Origin of the sequence: Mesorhizobium sp. C399B, from assembly GCF_030323185.1 — a bacterium.
GTDB lineage: Bacteria > Pseudomonadota > Alphaproteobacteria > Rhizobiales > Rhizobiaceae > Mesorhizobium.
This window is the reverse complement of the sequence record NZ_CP100472.1, coordinates 42557-63161: the sequence shown is the minus strand read 5'-3', so window position 1 is coordinate 63161 and position 20605 is coordinate 42557. Positions and strand designations below refer to the sequence as shown.

The 20605-nt window shown below is 62.4% G+C and carries 17 protein-coding genes; 10 read left to right on the top strand and 7 right to left on the bottom strand.

The features are described 5' to 3' along the window. Positions 1-88 precede the first annotated feature (88 nt). Complete coding sequence (gene ctaD, locus NLY36_RS00285) at positions 89-1744, bottom strand: cytochrome c oxidase subunit I (protein ID WP_023736585.1); 1656 nt, start codon at positions 1742-1744, stop codon at positions 89-91. 312 nt (positions 1745-2056) lie between these two features. On the opposite strand from ctaD, the gene NLY36_RS00280 reads away from it, so the two are divergent. The 5 genes from NLY36_RS00280 (at position 2057) to NLY36_RS00260 (ending at position 7117) form a co-directional block, all read left to right on the top strand. Beyond that, on the top strand, positions 2057-2884 hold the full coding sequence (locus tag NLY36_RS00280; protein WP_023710464.1) for a DUF2243 domain-containing protein: 828 nt from the start codon (positions 2057-2059) through the stop codon (positions 2882-2884). 30 nt (positions 2885-2914) lie between these two features. Further along, positions 2915-4291 (top strand): NAD(P)/FAD-dependent oxidoreductase, encoded by a 1377-nt coding sequence (locus tag NLY36_RS00275; protein WP_023693465.1) that lies wholly within the window; start codon positions 2915-2917, stop codon positions 4289-4291. 282 nt (positions 4292-4573) lie between these two features. After that, positions 4574-6043, top strand: coding sequence for a protein adenylyltransferase SelO (locus NLY36_RS00270; RefSeq protein ID WP_023736584.1), 1470 nt, complete (start codon positions 4574-4576; stop codon positions 6041-6043). A gap of 685 nt (positions 6044-6728) precedes the next feature. Further along, the gene (locus NLY36_RS00265; protein WP_023682450.1) at positions 6729-6914 is read left to right on the top strand and encodes a hypothetical protein; all 186 of its coding nucleotides are present in this window, start codon (positions 6729-6731) and stop codon (positions 6912-6914) included. Positions 6915-6916: 2 nt separating this feature from the next. Then, complete coding sequence (locus NLY36_RS00260) at positions 6917-7117, top strand: hypothetical protein (RefSeq protein ID WP_081725396.1); 201 nt, start codon at positions 6917-6919, stop codon at positions 7115-7117. A 601-nt stretch (positions 7118-7718) separates the two neighbouring features. On the opposite strand, the gene NLY36_RS00255 is transcribed toward NLY36_RS00260, so the two are convergent. Together NLY36_RS00255 and NLY36_RS31710 are read right to left on the bottom strand one after the other, a co-directional pair. After that, positions 7719-7877 (bottom strand): hypothetical protein, encoded by a 159-nt coding sequence (locus NLY36_RS00255; protein ID WP_023696179.1) that lies wholly within the window; start codon positions 7875-7877, stop codon positions 7719-7721. 185 nt (positions 7878-8062) lie between these two features. Continuing rightward, a complete protein-coding gene (locus tag NLY36_RS31710) occupies positions 8063-8569 on the bottom strand; it encodes a DUF982 domain-containing protein (RefSeq protein WP_373432840.1) in 507 nt (168 codons plus the stop codon). On the opposite strand from NLY36_RS31710, the gene NLY36_RS00245 reads away from it, so the two are divergent. The 5 genes from NLY36_RS00245 (at position 8555) to NLY36_RS00225 (ending at position 16192) form a co-directional block, all read left to right on the top strand. Beyond that, on the top strand, positions 8555-9616 hold the full coding sequence (locus NLY36_RS00245) for a glycosyltransferase family 4 protein (protein WP_023736583.1): 1062 nt from the start codon (positions 8555-8557) through the stop codon (positions 9614-9616). The genes NLY36_RS31710 and NLY36_RS00245 overlap by 15 nt on opposite strands. A 43-nt stretch (positions 9617-9659) precedes the next feature. Then, complete coding sequence (locus NLY36_RS00240) at positions 9660-11822, top strand: amylo-alpha-1,6-glucosidase (RefSeq protein ID WP_023688553.1); 2163 nt, start codon at positions 9660-9662, stop codon at positions 11820-11822. Between the two features lie 144 nt (positions 11823-11966). Beyond that, positions 11967-13748: an alpha,alpha-trehalose-phosphate synthase (UDP-forming) gene (locus tag NLY36_RS00235; protein WP_023707492.1), complete on the top strand. Its 1782-nt coding sequence runs from the start codon at positions 11967-11969 to the stop codon at positions 13746-13748. Continuing rightward, entirely contained in the window at positions 13745-14533 is a 789-nt protein-coding gene (otsB, locus tag NLY36_RS00230; protein ID WP_023672690.1) for a trehalose-phosphatase, read from the top strand. Before NLY36_RS00235 ends, otsB begins: the two co-directional genes overlap by 4 nt. Before the next feature lie 201 nt (positions 14534-14734). Beyond that, positions 14735-16192 carry an NCS1 family nucleobase:cation symporter-1 gene (locus NLY36_RS00225; RefSeq protein ID WP_023688556.1) on the top strand — a complete coding sequence of 486 codons (1458 nt, stop codon included), beginning with the start codon at positions 14735-14737 and terminating at the stop codon, positions 16190-16192. An 81-nt stretch (positions 16193-16273) separates the two neighbouring features. Here NLY36_RS00225 and NLY36_RS00220 read toward each other — a convergent pair whose 3' ends face one another. The 4 genes from NLY36_RS00220 to secG form a co-directional block, all read right to left on the bottom strand. Further along, complete coding sequence (locus NLY36_RS00220; protein WP_023709418.1) at positions 16274-16810, bottom strand: DUF1697 domain-containing protein; 537 nt, start codon at positions 16808-16810, stop codon at positions 16274-16276. Positions 16811-16825: 15 nt separating this feature from the next. Continuing rightward, the gene (gene pyrG, locus NLY36_RS00215) at positions 16826-18463 is read right to left on the bottom strand and encodes a CTP synthase (RefSeq protein WP_081725397.1); all 1638 of its coding nucleotides are present in this window, start codon (positions 18461-18463) and stop codon (positions 16826-16828) included. A gap of 154 nt (positions 18464-18617) precedes the next feature. Beyond that, the gene (locus tag NLY36_RS00210; RefSeq protein WP_023693456.1) at positions 18618-19736 is read right to left on the bottom strand and encodes a L,D-transpeptidase; all 1119 of its coding nucleotides are present in this window, start codon (positions 19734-19736) and stop codon (positions 18618-18620) included. Positions 19737-19937: 201 nt separating this feature from the next. Next, complete coding sequence (secG, locus tag NLY36_RS00205) at positions 19938-20426, bottom strand: preprotein translocase subunit SecG (RefSeq protein WP_023693455.1); 489 nt, start codon at positions 20424-20426, stop codon at positions 19938-19940. Positions 20427-20605 lie beyond the last annotated feature (179 nt).

Here is a 20605-nt window from a genome sequence, read left to right as displayed (position 1 = left end):
CTGCAGCCAACGTCTGCCACCGGCAGGCTGAAGTTCGCCTCAGCGGCGAACCGGGCTGGCTTGCGCAAAGGAGTTCGACAACCCGGCCTCATCTGATTTGCGGCAGCCTGTCCCATTGATGGAAAGGGGGTGGAGAGGTCAGCTCCCACTCCAATGTGGTAGCTCCTGGCCCCCATGGGTTCATGCCGGCGGCTCTTTGCCGGTAGAAAGCTTCCAAGATGCCGAAGAGGAAAATCACGACACTCGCGGCCGACAGGTACGATCCATACGAGGACACCATGTTCCAGCCGGCGAATGCGTCGGGATAGTCGACATAGCGACGCGGCATGCCCGCCAATCCAAGGAAGTGATGGGGGAAGAAGACGAGGTTCACGCCGACGAAGGTCGTCCAGAAATGGACCCCAGCCAGAAGCGGATTGTAGAGATATCCCGTCATTTTCGGAAACCAGTAATACCAGCCCGCGAAGATGCCGAAGATCGCTCCCAGTGAAAGTATGTAGTGGAAATGCGCGACGACGAAGTATGTGTCGTGCAGTTCACGGTCGAGGCCGGCATTTGCGAGTTGAACGCCCGTCACCCCGCCTACGGTGAACAGGAATATGAAGCCGAGGGCCCAGAGCATCGGCGTCCGCAGGCTGACCGAACCGCCCCACATGGTTGCAATCCAGGAGAACACTTTTATCCCGGTCGGCACTGCGATCACCATCGTGGCGAAGGTGAAGTAGCGCTGCGTGTCGAGGCCTATCCCGCTGGTGTACATATGGTGGGCCCAGACGACGAAGCCGATCACCCCGATCGCCACGATCGCGTAGACCATCCCGAGATACCCGAAGATCGGCTTTCGCGAGAAGGTCGAGATCACCTGGCTGACGATGCCGAACGCCGGCAGGATCATGATGTAGACTTCCGGGTGGCCGAAGAACCAGAAGAGATGCTGGTACAGCAGCGGGTCGCCTCCGCCGTCCGGCGCGAAGAACGTGGTTCCGAAGTTGCGATCGGTCAGGAGCATGGTGATGGCGCCGGCCAGCACCGGCAGAGCCAGCAGCAGGAAGGCGGTGATGAGGATCGACCACACAAACAGGGGCATCTTGTGCAGGGTTATCCCCGGCGCGCGCATGTTGAAGATGGTGGTGATGAAGTTGATGGCTCCCAGGATCGAGGAGGCGCCCGCAATGTGCAGAGACAGGATGACCAGATCCACGGCGGGACCGGGATGGCCGGAGGTCGACAGCGGCGGGTACAGGAACCAGCCGGTCCCAGGGCCATAGCCGCCGGGGACGCTGGGCATGAAGATCGACAATAAAAGCAACATCAATGCCGGCGGCAGCAGCCAGAACGAGATGTTGTTCATGCGCGGGAAGGCCATGTCGGGGGCGCCGATCATGATCGGAACCATCCAGTTGGCGAAGCCGCCGATCAGGGCGGGCATCACAGTGTAGAAGATCATGATCAGCGCGTGGGCCGTGGTGAAGACGTTGTAAAGCTGCTTGCCGGCGTCGATCGCCGCGTCGCCCTGGTAACCGTAGATCATCGACGCCAGTCCGGGGAAAAACTGGATCCCGGGTTGCTGCAGCTCGATTCGCATGCTCACCGACAAGAGCATGCCGATCACCCCCGCGATGAAAGCGAAGACCAGATAGAGTGTGCCGATGTCCTTGTGGTTGGTCGAAAACAGCCATCGGGTGATGCCGCTCGGCTGATGGCCGTCGAGACCGCCCGGATCTGCCGCCGTATATTCGTTCATGACCTTCTCCGCTTGAGCCGTCCGTCGCCAGCATCGAACCGTGCTGGAACTTGATTGTTCCCTCCACCGAACCGACAGCCAGGAACATTCCACGGAAGCCGCTGTTAGGTTCCGCGCGGCCGACCCTGCGCGGCTGAGGATCGACGTCCATGCTGGCGATAATTGCTGCGACACTGGTTCTGACGACGGTGGTTGGTGGGCTGATATCCGCCTTCTGGCTCGAGGCGCGTCATGGTCTCCATGACCCCATGCCGCCGGACATGTCGGTGCGCAGGCAACTGAACGCCCCGGCCTGGAGCCGGTGGTCCTGACATGGACGCGATCACCGCGACACTCGACCCGAGAACGCGAGCCGGCTGGCTGCTGCTCGGCTTCGCGCTCGGCGGTTTCTTCGACGGCATCGTCCTGCATCAGATCCTGCAATGGCATCATCTTCTCTCGGGCGTCGCCGATCCGGTGGGTTCCGACCTGCGCTTCCAGATCATGGCCGACGGCCTCTTCCATCTTTGCATGTATGTGCTCGCCGTCGCCGGCACGGTGCTGCTGGTGGCCGCGAGGGCGGCCGGCGCGCGGCCCGGGACCACCACGGAGATCCTGCGGCTCGCCTTCGCCGGGTTCGGCGTCTGGCATGTCGTCGATGCCGTCGTGTTTCACTGGCTGCTGGGTCTGCACCGGATCAAGATGAACAGCGACTTGCCGCTCGCCTGGGATATTGCGTGGCTGGTCATCTTCGGCATCGTGCCGCTTGTGTTGGTGCTGGTGCTGCCCAACCGCGGCGGACCGGCACGCGGTGCTTCGGCAGCGCTGACCAGCATCGTCCTGCTTGCGGGACTGGCAGCCGGCGCCGGCCCGTTCTTCAACGGCGCCGCCAATTCCATCATCGTCTTTCGGGCCGGGATGGAACCGGCGGCGATGATGCGGGCCGTTGAAGTCGCCGACGCCCATCTCAAATGGGTCGACGCCAGCGGCACCATCTGGGCGGTCGACCGCGTCTCATGGCGCGGGTTGGTAGCTCTTCACGCGCGCGGCGCCCTTGTGGTCAGCACGACGCCTGTCATTGCCGGATGCCTTGCCTGGACCGATGCCGCCGGAGTGAGCAGTAGCTCCAGCCAGCAGCGAGGCACTCCTGCCAGGCTATGACTTCCGGACAGGGATAGGGGAGTATCAAGCATGCAATTCGCCACCGAGAGCAGCCACGGCCGGAGCCTGACACCGCGCATCGTCGTGGTCGGCGGAGGCTTTGCCGGTCTGGAGGTTGCCAAGGCGCTCGGCAAGGCGGAAATCGGGGTGACGATCATCGACCGCCACAATCACCACCTGTTCCAGCCCTTGCTCTATCAGGTTGCAACCGCCGCCTTGTCGGCGCCTGACATCGCCGAGCCCATCCGCAAGATCCTGGGCCGCTATCCCTCGGTTCAGGTCCTCTTCGGCGATGTCACCGAGATCGGCACCGAGGCCAGGATACTGGTGCTGGCCGATGGGACCACGGTCCCCTACGACATCCTGGTCTTGGCCACTGGTTCGCAGCCATTCTATTTCGGCCAGGAGAGCTGGGCTCGGGTCTGTCCCGGTTTGAAGACCATCGAGGACGCGCGCACGATCCGGTCACGGCTGCTGCTATCGTTCGAGCACGCGGAACGGACCACCGATCCAGTCGAGCAATCCCGGCTGATGACGATCGCCATTATCGGCGGCGGCCCGACCGGTGTCGAACTGGCGGGCTCGATCGCCGAACTCAGCCGGCACACACTGGCGCGCGACTTCCGCAACATCCGGCCCGAGAAGACAAGGATCATACTGGTAGAAGCCGGCGAGCGTCTGCTCGCCGGATTCGCCCCGGAGCTTTCCAGATATGCACGTCTGCGCCTTGAAAGCCTGGGCGTCGAGGTCGCGCTCGGCAACCGGGTCGAGGCGATCGAAGCGCATCAGATCACCGTCGGCGGCCAGGTGATCCCGGTGGCCTTGACGCTCTGGGCCGCCGGGGTGGCGGCTTCTCCGCTGGTCGCCCAGCTTGGTGTCGGGCTCGACCGCGGCGGTCGGGTGAAGGTCGAATCCGACCTGCAGGTCGTCGGCCATCCCGATGTCTTCGCGCTTGGCGACGTCGCACTGGTCCTCGATGGGAACGGCCAGCCATTGCCGGGTCTTGCCCAGGTCGCCAAGCAGCAGGGCGAGCACCTCGGCAAGGCACTGGCACGCCGGATAGATGCTGGCGATACGCTGCCCGCTTTTGTCTTCAGCAATCGAGGCAACACGGCCATTGTCGGCCGCCACGCTGCCGTGTTCGAATCGGGTAGGCTGAAACTGAAAGGCTGGTTCGCCTGGTCTGCCTGGGCGCTCATCCATGTCTACCTGCTCGTCGGTTTTCAGCACCGCGTTCAGGTCTCGATCCAGTGGCTCTGGCGCTACCTGACCTATGAGCGTGGCGCCCGGCTCATCGCCGAGGAGCGAGTCGAACCGGGTTCGAAATCATCGCCGGGAGCGGCCCCGAGAGAGCCGCTGCCAACCAAGGCAGACGCCGCCCCGGCATTGCACGCCCGCACTGACTAGATTGCCGGGTGCTCAGTTCGGAGACAGTGGCGATGCGGGGGTCAGCTCTGGATTCCGCCACGGCCCGGCGTCCCACGGCAGCCCGAACCTCGATAATCGAGGCGGGTGGTTCCCAGCTTGTATCCCGTGCCGGCCTGATGGATCCGGATGGCACCAACGACGTTGCGTCCCTATATGCACAAATGAACACAGGCTCCTCGAGAAGGGAGCTGTTGAACCCCTCTTCAGAGACAGCTTGTCATGACGTCACCTGCGACTGCTGAACAACCCCCGGTCATTCAGATGGGGCTTCCCGCCCTGAGCAACAGCTATGGGCAACTGCCGGAGCGCTTCTTCGCGCAAACAGATCCGAAGCCGGTGTCCGAACCGCGGCTGATCCGGTTCAACCGGCCCCTCGCCGAGGAACTCGGGCTCGATGCCGACCTGCTTACCAGCCCGGATGGAGTGGCGATGCTGGCCGGCAACAAATTTCCGGAAGGCTTGCAGGCAATCGCTCTGGCCTATGCGGGCCACCAGTTCGGAAACTTCGTGCCTCAACTCGGCGACGGGCGCGCTCTGCTTCTTGGCGAAGTGGTGGACGTCAACGGCATTCGCCGTGACATCCAGCTGAAGGGATCGGGACCAACGCGGTTCTCGCGCAACGGTGACGGCCGCGCCGCACTCGGCCCTGTCCTGCGCGAATATGTCGTCAGCGAAGCGATGGCGGCGCTCGGCATTCCGACGACGCGAAGCCTTGCGGCGGTGCTCACCGGCGACCCGGTCTATCGCGAGGTCCGGCTGCCCGGCGCCGTCCTGACACGGGTGGCGGCAAGCCATATCAGGATCGGCACGTTCCAATATTTCGCCGCGCGCCACGACACCGAGGCGCTCAAGATATTGGCCGACTATGCCATTCAGCGTCACTTCCCACAGCTCGCGGGGGAAGCACGGCCGTACCGGGCTTTGCTGGAGGCCGTTGTCGCCGCACAGGCGGACCTGGTGGCGCGCTGGATGCTGGTCGGCTTCATCCATGGCGTCATGAACACCGACAATATGTCGATCTCGGGCGAGACGATCGACTATGGTCCATGCGCCTTTATGGACGCCTATGACCCCAGCGCGGTGTTCAGTTCGATAGACCGCGCCGGCCGCTATGCCTATGCCAACCAGCCTCGTGTCGCCACATGGAACCTTGCGCGCTTTGCCGAGACCCTGCTGCCGCTCATGAGCACGGACGAGAATGAAGCAGTGTCTGAAGCGGAAGAGGTGCTGAGGTCGTTCCAGGCCTCCTATGAGGCTGTGTTGCAGCGCGGCTTCCGCAGAAAACTCGGACTGCTGACCGAAGCGGAAGGCGACTTGCAGCTCGCTGCCGACTTTCTGGATGTGCTGGCTCGCGGCGAAGCGGATTTTACGCTCGGCTTCCGGCGCCTGGGCGATGACCTCGACGCTGCGGACGGCCAAGGCACGGCGCGGCAGTTGTTTAAGGATCCAGGTGCATTCGATGCCTGGTCGGCGCGGTGGCGCCAGCGCATCGCAAGCGAGGGCGACATGGCCACGCGCTGTTCTGCCATGCAATCGGTCAATCCCAAATTCATCCCCCGCAATCATCGCATCGAGGCGATGATCCAGGCGGCGTTGGGCGGCGACTTCAGACCGTTCGAGGAGATTCTGGCGGTCGTCAGCCGTCCCTTCGATGAGCAGCCGGGAATGGAACGCTTTGCTGAGCCGCCACGCCCGGATGAGCGCGTCCTGCAGACATTCTGCGGTACATGAGACATTCGTGATGGTCGCTTAACATGTGCAAATGCGGAAGACCCATTAGCAAGCTATCGTCACGGGCACTCTCGTAGGGGCTGAGCTATGACGATCATAGAATTGGCATTCGAATTGCTGGCACGGAAGCTCGTAGACCGTACCGGAATATCAGACGAAGATGCTCGAGACCTTGTCGCAGCCATGGGAGCTGACTGGTCATCGCTCGTGCGAGCAGCGAGGGCGATCAAAGAGGCTTAGGTCTTTTGACGTCGTTTTAGCTGCCATCAGCTGCAGGGAGAGCGGACCTGAGGCTGCTGCCGCGATCCAGGCGCGACACCATCACCGATCATGTCAGCAACGTGGTCAAGCACTGTATTTCGGTCGCTCGAAATCGACCGGATACAACACGCTGCTCTCCTGAAAGCCACTGAAGCCCGCTACGCAAGTCGCCGGAAGCTCGCAATAAACTGCGATAGCAGCCCAGTCTTGAGGTTTATATTGCAGGCCCGCATCACTGGCGGGGCGACGCGGGCCTGCCCAGAGATTGCCTGTCCTCGACAAGCAACGCAGGCCCTGCCGTTCGTTGAAATCCGCGTTGGGAGTCAGATTCCGTCGGCACCGAAATCACAGGTGCTGACGAAGCAGACGGAACTTCCCCCCACGATCACGGTTTGGAGTCACGAGACCAACCAAGGAGATGCAGATGTCGAGCAAAATGCCGCCCGTGCCGCCTGAGAACCAGAGCCAGAAGGGTCGAGGAGAAGGGCGACAGATTAGCCACGATGATGCCCAGCACGGCACTCACGGAGCGCCGGATCCGGAGCGCCAAGGGCAGCAAGCCAACACCAAGGTCAACACCACTCATCAGGGCCGTCAGCAGGATCGGTGATCATGTCCACATCGAAGAAACACCCGAACACGATCCGGCAGGGCGGGCCAGGCGCATCGCACGAGAACGCCAGAAAACCCCTGCAGGTCAACAAACCCCCGGCGGATGAAGACCGTCGATCCAAAAGCCGAGTTTCAGGGGGTGGTGGTGAAAAGGACAGTCATCATTCGCACAATCCAGCCAAGAAGGGTAGCAACAGTTGAACCCACGGCTTTGTGAATGATTGTGCTAAAGCGCGCCGCGTGTGCATGTCGTTGTCTCACAACCGAGCCATTTTTTGAGTGACATGCATTAGCCGGACCAGGGTAAGGATCGGCGAGTCCAGACGCCCGGAAAAACCGGAGGCCGTGGGCCCGCACCACTGGCGGAGCGATGCGGGCCCGGCCAAGGGTTACGGCCCTCGACCAGCAGCGAGGGGCTCGCTGCCGCATCCAGAACAAGCCCCGTAATTTCAGGTTCCGCTAATATACAAAAAAGCCGGCCACCTTTCGGCAGCCGGCCAGTTCCAACAGAACAAGGGAACGTGCACTGATGGGGCAGTGCAACGCCCGAAGTGTTTCAAGGCGACGATGTTCCACCGGAAATCCACAGATTCGCCGTTTCGATCTACATTGGCCGGATTGAAAGATCTTTGACGATCTCTCCCAAGTTCTCGCGGAGCCCGGTCCGACGTGTGGCGCCCTGTCTGCGCCTTGGCTCTCTATGCGGCCAGTAAGCTCATCTTTGAAGAATGCCCGCCGCGGCTGCCGCGCGCGTCAAACACCGGCGTGCAATTGGTCGAGCGCGCGGCAGACCGGGGACGCGTCAAGTCGAGCGTCGGTCGACGTAGGTGTAGACGCCGGCCCCAATGGCGACCGCGCCGACCGTGATCACGATCGATGGCGCGCCCATCAAACTGGCAAAGACCGCCCAGATGAGGGCGATGACGATAGCGCCGAGTGTTCCCAGGATCAGTTTCGGCATTGTCTACCCCTCCACGTTCGGACCGCCCGTCGATGGTCGTCACCCACCGGTCATGCGAAACGCCGCATGAAAGCACAGTGTGGCCCATGAGGTGAAGGGCCGCGCCGGAATACTCCGGTGCGAAAAAGATGATGCCCGCGCCGCCAAAGCCCGGGTGTTCAATAGCCAAATGGCTGGACCGGCGCCTAGCGCCTCAGCGCGTGGACTTCCGCCATGCTTTCGCCGCCCATCGGCAGGGCCATGTCATCATCGAGCAGCCGGGTGATGCGGGCAAAGCCCGTAAACGCCTTCCTGGCTGCTTCGGCCGACATTCTGCCCGACAGGGCCGCGGAGCAGCAATTCACGGCGCACTGATACACAGGCCCACGCCGTCCCAATGGCCATTTCTGCAAAAAGACCATCGCTTCGGCAACGCTATCGACTTCCTCGACGGGGTGTCCCTGCCCGCGCGCAATGCGCACGGGCGTAAAGAAATGCAAGCGGTCCATTTTGTTCTCTCCCTGGTCGGCCGCAGCGCGAACCAACCCTACTAAATTCGCGGATGGCGCGTTTGTTCCGCTTATTGCAAAAAAATCTGCGCTGGTGGGCTTGGGTTGCCGACGCCCGCTTTTGTCCGGAACGTTAGGCCGGCTGATGCATTTCGCTCTCGTGATTGCCTTGAGGGACACGTTCAAACCATGCGCATAGCCCATGTCGCCCCTTTGCACGAATCGGTGCCACCCCTTCTCTATGGCGGCACCGAGCGCATCGTTTCCTATCTGACCGAAGGGCTGGTCGAACTCGGCCATGAGGTGACGCTGTTCGCCAGCGGCGACAGCCGGACGTCGGCCAGACTGATACCAGGTCGCGAACGCGCGCTACGCCTCGATCCGCGCCCGCTGAAATCGGACACGGCGGCGCATCTTGCGATGCTTGCCGATGTGAGGAACCGAGCCCACGACTTTGATATCATTCATTTTCATCTCAGCCATTTCCTGCATTTCTCGTTCTTCGAGACCATGCCGGACAAGACGGTGACGACGCCTCATGGCCGGCTCGATTATGTCGATCTGGCGCCAGCCTATGAGCGTTTTCCGCGCTTTCCGCTGATCTCGATCTCGCATAGCCAGAAGACCGGGCTTGCGAATGCCAATTGGCTGGCCACCATCCATCACGGGCTGCCGACGGGTCTCTATCAGCCGACCTTCGAGACGGCGGCGGGCGAACCATACCTTGCCTTTCTCGGCCGGCTTTCGCGCGACAAGCGGCCGGACCGGGCCATCGACATCGCCTTGCGCTCGGGCATGAAGCTCAAGCTGGCGGCAAAGATCGGCGACGATGATCGCGCCTATTTCCATGAGACGATCGAGCCATTGATCGATGGCGACCGCATCGACTATATCGGCGAGATCGCCGAGGGTGAGAAGACTGAATTCCTCGGCAATGCCGCTGGTCTGCTGTTTCCGATAGACTGGCCCGAGCCGTTCGGCCTTGCCGCGATCGAGGCGATGGCGTGCGGTACGCCAACCATCGGCTGGAACTGCGGTGCGTTGCCGGAAGTCATCGACCATGGCGTTACCGGATTTGTCGTCGATTCTCTCGATGCCGCGGTCGCCGCAGTGCCGGCCTTGCTGCAGCTCGACCGGCGAAAGGTGCGCGCCGTCTTCGAAAGTCGGTTCTCCGCCAACAGGATGGCGCGCGACTATCTCACTGCCTATGCGCGTTTCATCGGCGCCCCGGCTGAATCGAAAGCATCGTGAACGACGGCGGACGTTCCGAGCCTGAAACAGAGATTTGTGACTGATGACCGAACTTGACGAGCGCAAGCTCGACCCTGCCGTTGCCCTTGCCTCCCTGGACGAAACCGCGCCGCGCGAGCCGCACCGGCTGTTTGCCCTCAAGCAGGGTGACTGTTTTGCCGTGGCCGATGCCTACGGCGATATCAGGGGTGCGGGCGACGGTTTCTTCCGTGACGACACCCGGGTGCTGTCGGAGTTCAGGCTCACCGTCGGCGGCCGGCAGACATCGCTGCTCGGCGCCTCCCTCAGCCAGGACAATGTGCTGTTCACCAGCAATATGACCAATTTGCCGATGCAAAGCGTCGGTGGCCGCGACATCCCGCAGGGCGCCATCCATATCGAGCGCGTCAGGCTGTTGTGGCAGGACCGGCTGTTCGAGCGCATCACCCTTTCCAACTACAGCCAGGAGCATTCGGCAATCCGCGTCTCGCTGCATTTTGCCGCCGATTTCCGGGACATGTTCGAGGTCCGCGGTTCGACCCGGCCGAAGCGCGGAATGGCGCATGCAGCGGAGATCGAGCCTGCCTCGGTGCTGCTGCGCTATGACGGACTGGACGGGCTGGCGCGGGTGTCGGCGATCTCGTTCTCGCAGCCGCCAGACCAGTTGAGCGCCGAGCGCGCGGATTTCCTCATCGCAGTGACCAAGCGCAGCAGCAAGATGCTTTACGTCGAGGTCGGCGCGGAACTGACCGAAACGCCCGACCGCGACCGCTTCCGGGCGGCCGCGGCGCGCGCCCGTTTCGGCATGCGGGCCAAGCGCCGCCATGGCGCGACGGTGCACAGTTCGGGTCGCGTCTTCAACGATTGGGTCGAACGCGCCCGCGCGGATGTCGCCTTGCTGACCACCGAGTTGTCGACCGGCCCCTACCCCTATGCCGGCATCCCCTGGTTTTCGACGGCCTTCGGCCGTGACGGCGTCATCTCGGCGCTGCAGATGCTATGGCTCAACCCCGGCCTGGCGCGCGGCGTGCTTGCCTTCCTCGCCCAGCACCAGGCGACCGAGACATCGCCTTTCAGCGACTCGCAGCCCGGCAAGATCATGCACGAGACGCGCAAGGGCGAGATGGTGGCGCTGCAGGAACTGCCTTTCGGCCGCTACTATGGCGGCGTCGATACCACGCCGCTCTACATCCACCTCGCTTGCGCCTATGCCGAACGCACCGGCGACATGGACTTCATCGCCAGCCTGTGGCCGTCTCTCTGCGCCGCCGCCAAGTGGACGGAAGAGGCGAGCCGCGCAACCGGCTTCGTCACCTATCAGCGCGCTGCCGAATCCGGCCTTGCGAACCAGGGCTGGAAGGACAGCTTCGACTCCGTCTTCCACGCCGACGGGCGCATCCCCAAGGGGCCGATCGCGCTGGTCGAAGTGCAGGGTTATGTCTTCGCCGCCTTCAGGGGCCTTGCCGCTCTCGCCCGCCGCCGGGGCGAGTTCGCGCAGGCCGAGCACTGGGAAAATCGCGCCGAAGAGATGCGGATCGCCGTCGAGCGTGATTTCTGGCTGGACGATCTCGGGTTCTATGCGCTGGCGATCGACGGCGCCGGAGAGCCGTGCAAGGTGCGCACCTCGAATGCCGGACACCTGCTCTATGTCGGCCTGCCCGAACCGGCGCGGGCTAAGATGGTCGCCGACCAGTTGCTTTCGGCTTCCTTCCACTCCGGCTGGGGGGTGCGAACGCTTTCCGACGATGCTGTGCTGTTCAACCCGATGTCGTACCACAATGGTTCCATCTGGCCGCATGACACGGCGATGTGCGGCGCCGGCCTGGCGCGGTTCGGCGAGCGTGACAGCGTGGTGCGGCTGATGAGCGGTACGTTCGAATCGGCAGTGCATTTCAACATGCGACTGCCAGAACTGTTCTGCGGTTTCACCCGCTCGCCGGGCGAAGCGCCGATCGCCTACCCCGTCGCCTGCCTGCCGCAAGCGTGGTCCGCAGGCTCGGCCTTCATGCTGATGCAGGCGTGCCTCGGTCTGGAAATCGACGGCTGGAACGGCGAAATCCACGTCACTCGACCCCGTTTGCCGATCGGCATCGATACGCTGACGCTCAGGCATCTGGGTGTCGGCGAAAAGAGGGTCGATCTTACCTTCCAGCGCGTCGGCGACCGCGTCGTCGCCTTTCTCGCCGACCGCCATGAAGGGCTGGTTCCGCTGATCGTGCGGACATGATCTGAACGGCCTTCAACGGGAACCGAACCCAGGGTTTGTGCGTTGCGAAAAACACAGGTTCTCACGGGCGATCGTCGGCTGCGAACACTCAAATCGAACCATGAAGAAAAAGGCCCTGACGGCCAAAATTGAGTTGGAATTGGAATGACTGATTATGGCATGGCCCTGCTCTGGGTCTTGATCCTTGCAAGCCTTGGCCTTTCGATTCTAGCCGTTCTGTTATCGATCTCCAGGCAACGTCGTAGCCATAGCTTGACGGTTGCACCGACTGCCGGCGAGGACGTCGCATCGGAAGCGACGCGCAAGGTCTTGCGGGAGTTCGAGAAGAACGGACAATCTCCCGACGCGGCGCTGGTGAACTGGTCGCCCGACACCTTGCGCAAGATACTTGCCGACGACCTGCCGGACGCGCAGGTCATCGTCGTCTCGAACCGAGAACCCTATATCCACAACATCAAGGACGACGGCGTCGAGCTTCTGGTGCCGGCCAGCGGCCTGGTGTCGGCGCTTGAGCCTATCACCCGCGCCTGCAGCGGCACCTGGATCGCCTATGGCGGCGGAACGGCGGATCGTCTGACGGTCGATAGCAACGATCGGGTTCAGGTGCCGCCGGACAATCCGTCCTATACGCTGCGCCGCGTGTGGCTGAGCGACGACGAATATCAGGGCTACTATCTCGGCTTTGCCAATGAAGGGCTTTGGCCGCTCTGCCATATCGCCTTCACCCGGCCGGTCTTCCGTGCCTCGGACTGGGAGGCCTATGAGGTCGTCAACCGCAAATTCGCCGATATGGTGGTTGCCGAGGCGCGCAATGAGCGGCCGATCGTGCTGGTTCAGGATTACCATTTCGCGCTCCTGCCGCGCATGATCCGCGAGCGCCTGCCGGAGGCGATCATCATCACCTTCTGGCACATCCCGTGGCCGAACTCCGAAGTGTTCAGCATCTGCCCATGGCGCGAACGCGTTCTTGATGGACTGCTCGGGAGCTCGATCATCGGCTTTCACACCCAGTTTCATGCCAATAATTTCACTGAAAGCGTAGACCGGTTCCTGGAAAGCCGCATCGAGCGCGCCGACGCCGCGATCTCGTATGGCGGGCGGACGACCCTGGTGCACGCCTATCCCATCTCCATCGAATGGCCGGCCGAACTCCTGGCGAAACTGCCACCGGTCGAGGAAAGCCGCGCCCGCCTGCGTGAGCGGTTCGGCCTGTCGGCGGACGTCAAGCTGTGCGTCGGCGTCGAGCGCCTGGACTACACCAAGGGCATCCTCGACCGCTTCCATGCGCTGGACGAATTGTTTACGCGCCACCCCGAGTGGATCGGCAAGGTAGTGTTCCTGCAGATTGCTGCCCCAAGCCGCGGCACGTTGCCGGCCTACCAGCAATTGCACGATGAATGCCTGCGTTATGCCAACGAGCTCAACCAGCGCTACGGTCATGACGGCTACAAGCCCGTGGTCATGGTGGCTGAGCACCATTCGCAGCAACAGGTCTATGAGATCTATCGCGCCGCCGACATCTGCATGGTCACCAGCCTGCATGACGGCATGAACCTCGTAGCCAAGGAATTCGTCGCCGCGCGTGACGACGAACAGGGCGTGCTGTTGCTCAGCACGTTTGCCGGCGCGTCGCGCGAACTGCTGGAAGCACTGATCGTCAATCCTTACGACGCGGCGATGATGAGCCAGGTGCTGCTGCAGGCGCTAACCATGTCACCGGACGAACAACGCGAGCGCATGCGCCCGATGCGCGAAATAGTGCGCGACAACAATGTCTTTCGCTGGGCCGGCAGCATGCTGCTCGATGCGGCGCGCCTGCGCAAACGCGGCGACCTCGAAAGAGCGACAAGTGTCGCCGAGCGGCCCGCAAACACCGACACCAACATCGTCTCGCTGTTCGACCGCATGCGGAAGGTGGCGTCATGAATAGCCTGTCAAAAGCACCGGGCCTGCCAACCGCACCCGACCTGCCGGAAGGACAATGGGCGCTTTTCCTCGATATCGACGGCACGTTGCTGGAGCACGCGGCGCACCCCGACGCCGTGTCCGTAAGCGACGAACTGCGCAACCTCCTCGGCGTCGTCGATGAACGGCTGGACGGCGCTGTCGCCTTTATCACCGGCCGCTCGGTCGAAGGCGCCGACCGCCTGTTTCATCCGTTGAAGCTGCGTGTTGCCGGTCTCTATGGGCTGGAACACCGGCTGACGCCGGACGGCCCGGTCGTTACCGCCGATGCTCCCGCCGATATCGCTGCCCTTGCCGACGCCATCGAGGCCGAACTGGATGACGGCCTTGTTCATATCGAGCGCAAGGGTCCGATCCTCGCCATCCATACGCGTGCGGCGCCGCATCTGCTGGCCAGGGCAACGCATCTTGCCGAACAGGCATTGACCGAGCTTCCCAAGGGCTATCGGGTTATCCCGGGCAACGCCGGCGTCGAACTCATGCCGCTCGAAGCGGCCAAGGGCGCTGCCGTGCGGCGTTTCATGGCAATCCCGCCCTTTGCCGGACGGCGGCCGGTCTTTCTCGGCGACGACACCGCCGACGAAAACGGTTTCGAGGCGATCAACGAGGCCGGCGGCATCTCGATCCGGGTCAAGCCGCGTGGGCCGACCGTGGCCCAATACAGGCTCGATGATGTCACCTGCGCGATAGCTTGGCTTGCCGCCAATTTCGACGCATCACCGGCTCTCAACCGCAAAGCGTCCTGATCGCTGCCGCCTGCGGATCGAATCAAGATACGCCGCGTTTGCGCCGACCTTCGCCAAAAGCCGATCGATAAGCGCTGTTCTCATTGAATATCTTTAAGGCCAAAGCCGGCAAATGGATTGCTTGCCGGTTCCCCTGCGTCAGGCATAACCTGCGCAGTCGACGCGTGAGGGCGCGTGCGGCATCAAGGGGAGGACATCGCAGTGACCATACAAGGCGCATCACCTGATCTATACAATGAGGATCTGGCTCCGGCCAAAGTCCGAAACTGGGGGCCGTTCTCGATCTTCAACGTCTGGACGTCGGACGTCCACAGCCTCTGGGGCTATTATCTCGCCGCAAGCCTGTTCCTGTTTTGCGGCGGCTTCGTCAATTTCATCATCGCCATCGGCATCGGTTCGCTGATCATCTACGCGCTGATGAACATGGTCGGCTATGCCGGCGTGAAGACCGGCGTGCCCTACCCCGTGCTGGCGCGCGCCTCCTTCGGCATCTGGGGCGCCAACATTCCGGCCCTGGTGCGCGCCATCGTCGCCTGCTTCTGGTACGGCGCGCAGACGGCGGCGGCATCGGGCGCGATCGTGGCGTTGCTGATCCGCTCGCAATGGTTCGCCGATTTCAACGCCAACACGCATTTCCTCGGCCACACGGGTCTGGAAGTGATCTGTTTTGTGGTCATCTGGGCACTGCAATTGCTGATCATCCAGAACGGCATGGAAACGGTGCGCCGCTTCCAGGATTGGGCCGGACCGGCGGTGTGGGTGATGATGTTGATCCTGGCGATCTATCTCTGTGTAAAATCCGGGAGATTTGCCTTCACCAGCGACATCCCGATGGATGTGCTGCTCGACAAGACAAAGGATGCCGGCGTACCCGGAACCCCTGGCTCCTGGACGTCGCTGTTTGCGGTGGCGGCGATCTGGGTCACCTATTTCTCAGCGCTCTATCTCAATTTCTGCGATTTCGCCCGCTATGCCCCAGACAAGGCATCGCTGCGCAAGGGCAACATCTGGGGCCTGCCGATCAATCTCATCCTGTTCTCGCTGGTCGCCGGCGTGACCACCATCGCTGCCTTCGACGTGTATGGCGAAGTGCTTCTGCATCCCGACCAGATCTCGGCGAAATTCGACAGCTGGTTCCTGGCAGCGCTTGCAGCCCTGACTTTTGCCGTGGCGACGCTCGGCATCAATGTGGTGGCAAACTTCGTCTCGCCGGCCTTCGACTTCTCCAATGTCTTTCCCCGGCAGATCGACTTCAAGAAGGGCGGCTATATCGCAGCTGTTATCGCGCTGGTGCTCTATCCCTTCGCGCCGTGGGAAGGCAGTGCCGCATCTTTCGTCAACGTCATCGGCGCGACGATGGGGCCGATCTTCGGGGTGATGATGGTCGACTACTATCTGATCCGGAAGGGCGAGGTCGACGTCGAGGCACTGTACCGCGAAGATGGCGAGTTCCGCTTCCAGGGCGGCTGGCACGTCAACGCCTTCATAGCAGCCGGCATCGGCGCCATCTTCTCCTCGGTCCTGCCGAACTTCACCAATTTGCTGCCGGCATGGTGGGGCGTTTATGGCTGGTTTTTCGGCGTCGGCATTGCAGGGGTCATCTACTACGTCCTTCGCACCGCCGCCCTTGGCGCAGGGGCCAGGACGGCGAAGGCGTGAAATTGAGGGATAGGGAGTAGTCAGTAGTCAGTAGTCAGTAGTCAGTAGTCAGTAGGGAATAATACCCCTACTCCCTACTCCCTACTCCACCATCTCAGCCAACCTCCGCACCGTGTTCCAGTTGCGTGCGGTGCCGATGCCCATGCGCTTGTGGTTCATGGCAGCGAGCAGCCGCGAGCTTGGCCGCTGGCGCGAAAAGACGACCCAGATGTCGCCGTCGACCGAAGCCACCCTCTCGTCCTCGGCGGCATAGGCCTGGAGCGCGGCCACACCATCCGCTGGCGCTGGCTCGCGCATCACCCGCACGGCCACCTGATCGCCTGCCTCGGCAGAGTCGGCCGGGAATGGGTTGCCGGCGGCAAGTTTCAGCCAATCCTCGGCAGTGCGCACGATGATGACGACATTGCGGCCGAAGGTTTTTTCGAAGGCCGTTTCCAACTGCTGTTCCAGCTTGGCGATACCAGTCGCCCGTGTCTCGAAGACCAGATTGCCGGTCGCCACCAGGGTGCGCGGGTTCTTCAGCCCAAGCTGTTCAGCCATCGCCTTGAGGTCGGCCATGACGACCCGGCGGCCTTCGCCGAGGATAATGCTGTAGAGCAGCGCAACATAGGTTTGCATGGCAACGCGGCCTGCTTATACCAGCCGCGACTGGTCCACCGCGGCCGAGATGAAGCTGGCGAACAGGGGATGCGGCTCCAGCGGCCGGCTCTTCAGCTCCGGGTGATACTGGACGCCGATAAACCAGGGATGGTCGGGATATTCGACGGTTTCCGGCAGCACACCGTCGGGCGACATGCCGGCAAACACCAGGCCGCAATCTTCCAGCCGCTCCTTGTAGTCGATATTGACCTCGTAGCGGTGGCGATGGCGCTCGGAAATCTGGGTGTCGCCATAGATGTCGGCGATCTTCGAACCCTTGGCGAGTTCAGCCTGATAGGCGCCAAGCCGCATGGTGCCGCCGAGATCGCCCGTTTCGCGGCGCTTCTCCAGCATGTTGCCTTTCAGCCATTCGGTCATCAGGCCGACGACCGGCTCGTCGGTCGGACCGAATTCGGTCGACGAGGCGTGTTCGACGCCGGCCAGCGAGCGCGCTGCCTCGATGCAGGCCATCTGCATGCCGAAGCAGATGCCGAAATACGGCACCTTGCGCTCGCGGGCGAATTTCGCCGCCAGGATCTTGCCTTCCGAGCCGCGCTCGCCGAAGCCGCCGGGCACCAGGATGCCATGCACCTTTTCCAGCCACGGCGTCGGGTCTTCCTTCTCGAAAATCTCGCTCTCGATCCAGTCGAGCTTGACCTTGACGCGGTTGGCCATGCCGCCATGCGACAAAGCCTCGATCAGCGATTTGTAGGCATCCTTGAGGCCGGTGTATTTGCCGACAATGGCGATCGTTACCTCGCCTTCCGGATTGTGGATGCGGTTGGACACGGCCTGCCAGGGCTCCATGCGCGGCTTCGGCGCCGGATCGATACCGAAGGCGGCCAGCACTTCCGAATCGAGCCCTTCCTTGTGGTAAGCCATCGGCACGTCATAGATGTGGGGCACGTCGAGCGCCTGGATGACGGCGCTCTCGCGCACATTGCAGAACAGCGACAGTTTTCTGCGCTCTTCCTTGGGGATGGCGCGGTCGGCGCGGACCAGCAGGATATCGGGCGCGATGCCGATGCCGCGCAGTTCCTTGACCGAATGCTGGGTCGGCTTGGTCTTCAACTCGCCGGCCGTGGGGATGTAAGGCATCAAGGTCAGGTGGACATAGACGGCGTTGTTGCGCGGCAGATCGTTGCCGAGCTGGCGGATAGCCTCGAGAAACGGCATCGCCTCGATATCGCCAACCGTACCGCCGATCTCGCACAGCACGAAATCATAGTCGTCATTGCCGTCGAGCACGAAATTCTTGATCTCATCGGTGACATGCGGAATGACCTGCACGGTGGCGCCGAGATAGTCGCCGCGCCGTTCGCGCTCGATGATGTTCTTGTAAATGCGGCCGGTGGTGATGTTGTCTTGCTGGTTGGCCGAGCGGCCGGTGAAGCGCTCGTAATGGCCAAGATCGAGATCGGTCTCGGCGCCGTCATCGGTGACGAAAACCTCGCCATGCTGGTAAGGCGACATCGTTCCGGGATCGACATTGAGATAGGGATCGAGCTTTTTGATGCGTGCGCGATAGCCTCGCGCCTGCAAGAGAGCCCCAAGGGCCGCTGCAGCGATGCCTTTTCCAAGTGAGGAAACCACGCCGCCTGTGATGAATACATATCGCGCCATGGGAGTCATCGCTTAACGCGGCCGAATTGATTCCGCCAGAGAAAAAACCGCCGCTGAGGCTTTTTCCAGAGAAGGCGCGATAGTCCCGAGGTTCGAGACTGGTGTTTTGGTCAAAACAAAAGGGCCGGCAAAAGCCGGCCCTTTCGGCAGGTTTGTGAAAGCGTCAGATGATGACGACCTTGGTGCCGACCCTGACGCGGCTGTAGAGGTCCATGACGTGCTCGTTGATCATGCGGAAGCAGCCATTGGAAGCGCTGGTTCCGATCGACTGCGGCGCGATGGTGCCGTGGATGCGCAGATGCGTGTCCTTCTTGCCGTCGTAGAGATAGATGGCGCGGGCGCCGAGCGGGTTCTGGCCGCCGCCGGGCATGCCGTCCTTGTACTGGCCATAATGCTTGGGTTCGCGCTTCTGCATGTCGAGCGTCGGGATCCAGCGCGGCCATTCCTGCTTGTCGCCAACGGCAACCTTGCCCTTGAACTGCAGGCCTTCGCGGCCGACCGCGATCGCATAGCGGCGGGCGGTGAAAGCCGATTCGACGAGGTAGAGGCGGCGCGCGCTGGTATCGATGACGATCGTACCCGGCTCATAGCCGCTGAATTCGACGTCCTGCGGCACGAATTCCGGCTTCACCTTGAACTGCTTCTTGGCTTGCCGCTTGGCGAGAGCCTGGTCGAGCGCGCGCGTTTCGGGGAGATAGGCAATCGACGAGGCAGAGGACGTGCCGCCGAACAGGCCGGCGAACAGCCCGCCGCTCGTCGGCTTCTGGCCCGGGGCCTCGCTGCGCAATTCGCCATTGTTGCCGGTCAGCGCGATATTCATCGCTTCGGCCGGAAGCGGTTCAGCCGATTCGATCGGCTCGATCGGCGCGATCGGGTCAACCGGAGCGATGATCTTGGTGGTCTTCTTGCCTGGCTTGGCGTCGGCAACCACGACCGGCTTGCCCTTGCTTGCCAGGAACGCCTGGCGCTGGGCATCGGCCCTGGCTTTCGCCGCATCGCGCATCGCCAGCTTGCGGGCCTCGAGCGCCTTGACGCGGGCGAGATCCCTGTCGGCGGCGATCTTGTCTTCGAGCTTGCTGATCTGAGCCAGATCATCCGGGCTCGGGTTTTTCTTCTTCTTGAGAAGCTTCAGCTGCGTCGCATCGCTCTTGGCGGCGACGTTGATGACAGCGGTTTTGCCAACCGCCTGCGGTGAGGTCATTGCCGGAGTGCCGGCGAAGACCGCGGAGCTCATGCCGAATACGGCACAAAACCCCATGAAAATGAAGCTGCGAAGCTGCATGGCGAAGATCCGATCGTTCAATGCTTGTTGCCCACGGCGTCGCCCGGCGCCCCCCAAGGGCGCAGAAAGTGCCGCCGGCAATCTATAATCGAAGTGGCGTACGGGCCTCAAGCACGGGGTGCGGTCGAATCTTCGTGATCGTGTGCCATTTGCCGCGACTGTGTTGAAACAACAACAGATCGCGGCATCTGACGCTACCGACTACTGGTTCGGAACCTGCGGTGTCACCGGCAAGGTAACGCCATTGGTAGCCGGCGGCGTAGCCGAATCGGTTGCAGGTGGCGTCGCCGGAGATGGAGCCGTCGCCGGGGCCGTGGTGGCGGGCGGCGTGGTGGCGGCGCCGTTGGCCGCGGGCGCGGCCGGTGCGGTGTTGCCCGAAGGCGGCGTCGGCGCCGTCGTGCCGGGCAACTGATTGAGCACGCCGTTGCCGCTGTCGGCCGGCACGCGGTCGAGAATGTCGATCGGTTTTTCGCCATAGCGGGCAACGATCGAGAGTGTCAGCGACGTCACGAAGAAGGCCGCGGCCAGGATCGCCGTCGCCCGCGTCAGCGCATTGGCGGCGCCACGCGCGGTCATGAAACCGGAACCGCCGCCAATGCCGAGACCACCGCCTTCGGAGCGTTGCAGCAGCACCACGCCGACAAGGGCGAGCACGACCATGAGGTGGATGACGATCAGTACGGTTTCCATATTTTATCCTGGCAAGCCCTGCCGCTCCCTGGCGATCAGGGCCGGTGATTTGGAGGCGGCTCCATACAATGCTTTAACGGCATTTCCAAGCCCGTGGCCGGAATATGGGAAGCAATGCGCCCTTTGCAACGATTTCCGCCGAACTGCTGCGTTCATAAGTCTATGACCGAACTGGTCGG

Excerpts from the sequence above, each read along its gene's own strand:
- NLY36_RS00275 (WP_023693465.1), top strand. The coding sequence starts at position 2,915 with ATGCAATTCGCCACCGAGAGCAGCCACGGCCGGAGCCTGACACCGCGC.
- NLY36_RS00210 (WP_023693456.1), bottom strand. The coding sequence starts at position 19,736 with ATGCAGCTTCGCAGCTTCATTTTCATGGGGTTTTGTGCCGTATTCGGC.
- NLY36_RS00235 (WP_023707492.1), top strand. The coding sequence starts at position 11,967 with ATGACTGATTATGGCATGGCCCTGCTCTGGGTCTTGATCCTTGCAAGC.
- NLY36_RS31710 (WP_373432840.1), bottom strand. The coding sequence starts at position 8,569 with ATGGGCTATGCGCATGGTTTGAACGTGTCCCTCAAGGCAATCACGAGA.
- NLY36_RS00255 (WP_023696179.1), bottom strand. The coding sequence starts at position 7,877 with ATGCCGAAACTGATCCTGGGAACACTCGGCGCTATCGTCATCGCCCTC.
- NLY36_RS00265 (WP_023682450.1), top strand. The coding sequence starts at position 6,729 with ATGTCGAGCAAAATGCCGCCCGTGCCGCCTGAGAACCAGAGCCAGAAG.
- secG (WP_023693455.1), bottom strand. The coding sequence starts at position 20,426 with ATGGAAACCGTACTGATCGTCATCCACCTCATGGTCGTGCTCGCCCTT.
- NLY36_RS00260 (WP_081725396.1), top strand. The coding sequence starts at position 6,917 with ATGTCCACATCGAAGAAACACCCGAACACGATCCGGCAGGGCGGGCCA.
- NLY36_RS00245 (WP_023736583.1), top strand. The coding sequence starts at position 8,555 with ATGCGCATAGCCCATGTCGCCCCTTTGCACGAATCGGTGCCACCCCTT.
- NLY36_RS00220 (WP_023709418.1), bottom strand. The coding sequence starts at position 16,810 with ATGCAAACCTATGTTGCGCTGCTCTACAGCATTATCCTCGGCGAAGGC.
- NLY36_RS00240 (WP_023688553.1), top strand. The coding sequence starts at position 9,660 with ATGACCGAACTTGACGAGCGCAAGCTCGACCCTGCCGTTGCCCTTGCC.
- otsB (WP_023672690.1), top strand. The coding sequence starts at position 13,745 with ATGAATAGCCTGTCAAAAGCACCGGGCCTGCCAACCGCACCCGACCTG.
- NLY36_RS00280 (WP_023710464.1), top strand. The coding sequence starts at position 2,057 with ATGGACGCGATCACCGCGACACTCGACCCGAGAACGCGAGCCGGCTGG.
- NLY36_RS00270 (WP_023736584.1), top strand. The coding sequence starts at position 4,574 with ATGGGGCTTCCCGCCCTGAGCAACAGCTATGGGCAACTGCCGGAGCGC.
- ctaD (WP_023736585.1), bottom strand. The coding sequence starts at position 1,744 with ATGAACGAATATACGGCGGCAGATCCGGGCGGTCTCGACGGCCATCAG.
- pyrG (WP_081725397.1), bottom strand. The coding sequence starts at position 18,463 with ATGACTCCCATGGCGCGATATGTATTCATCACAGGCGGCGTGGTTTCC.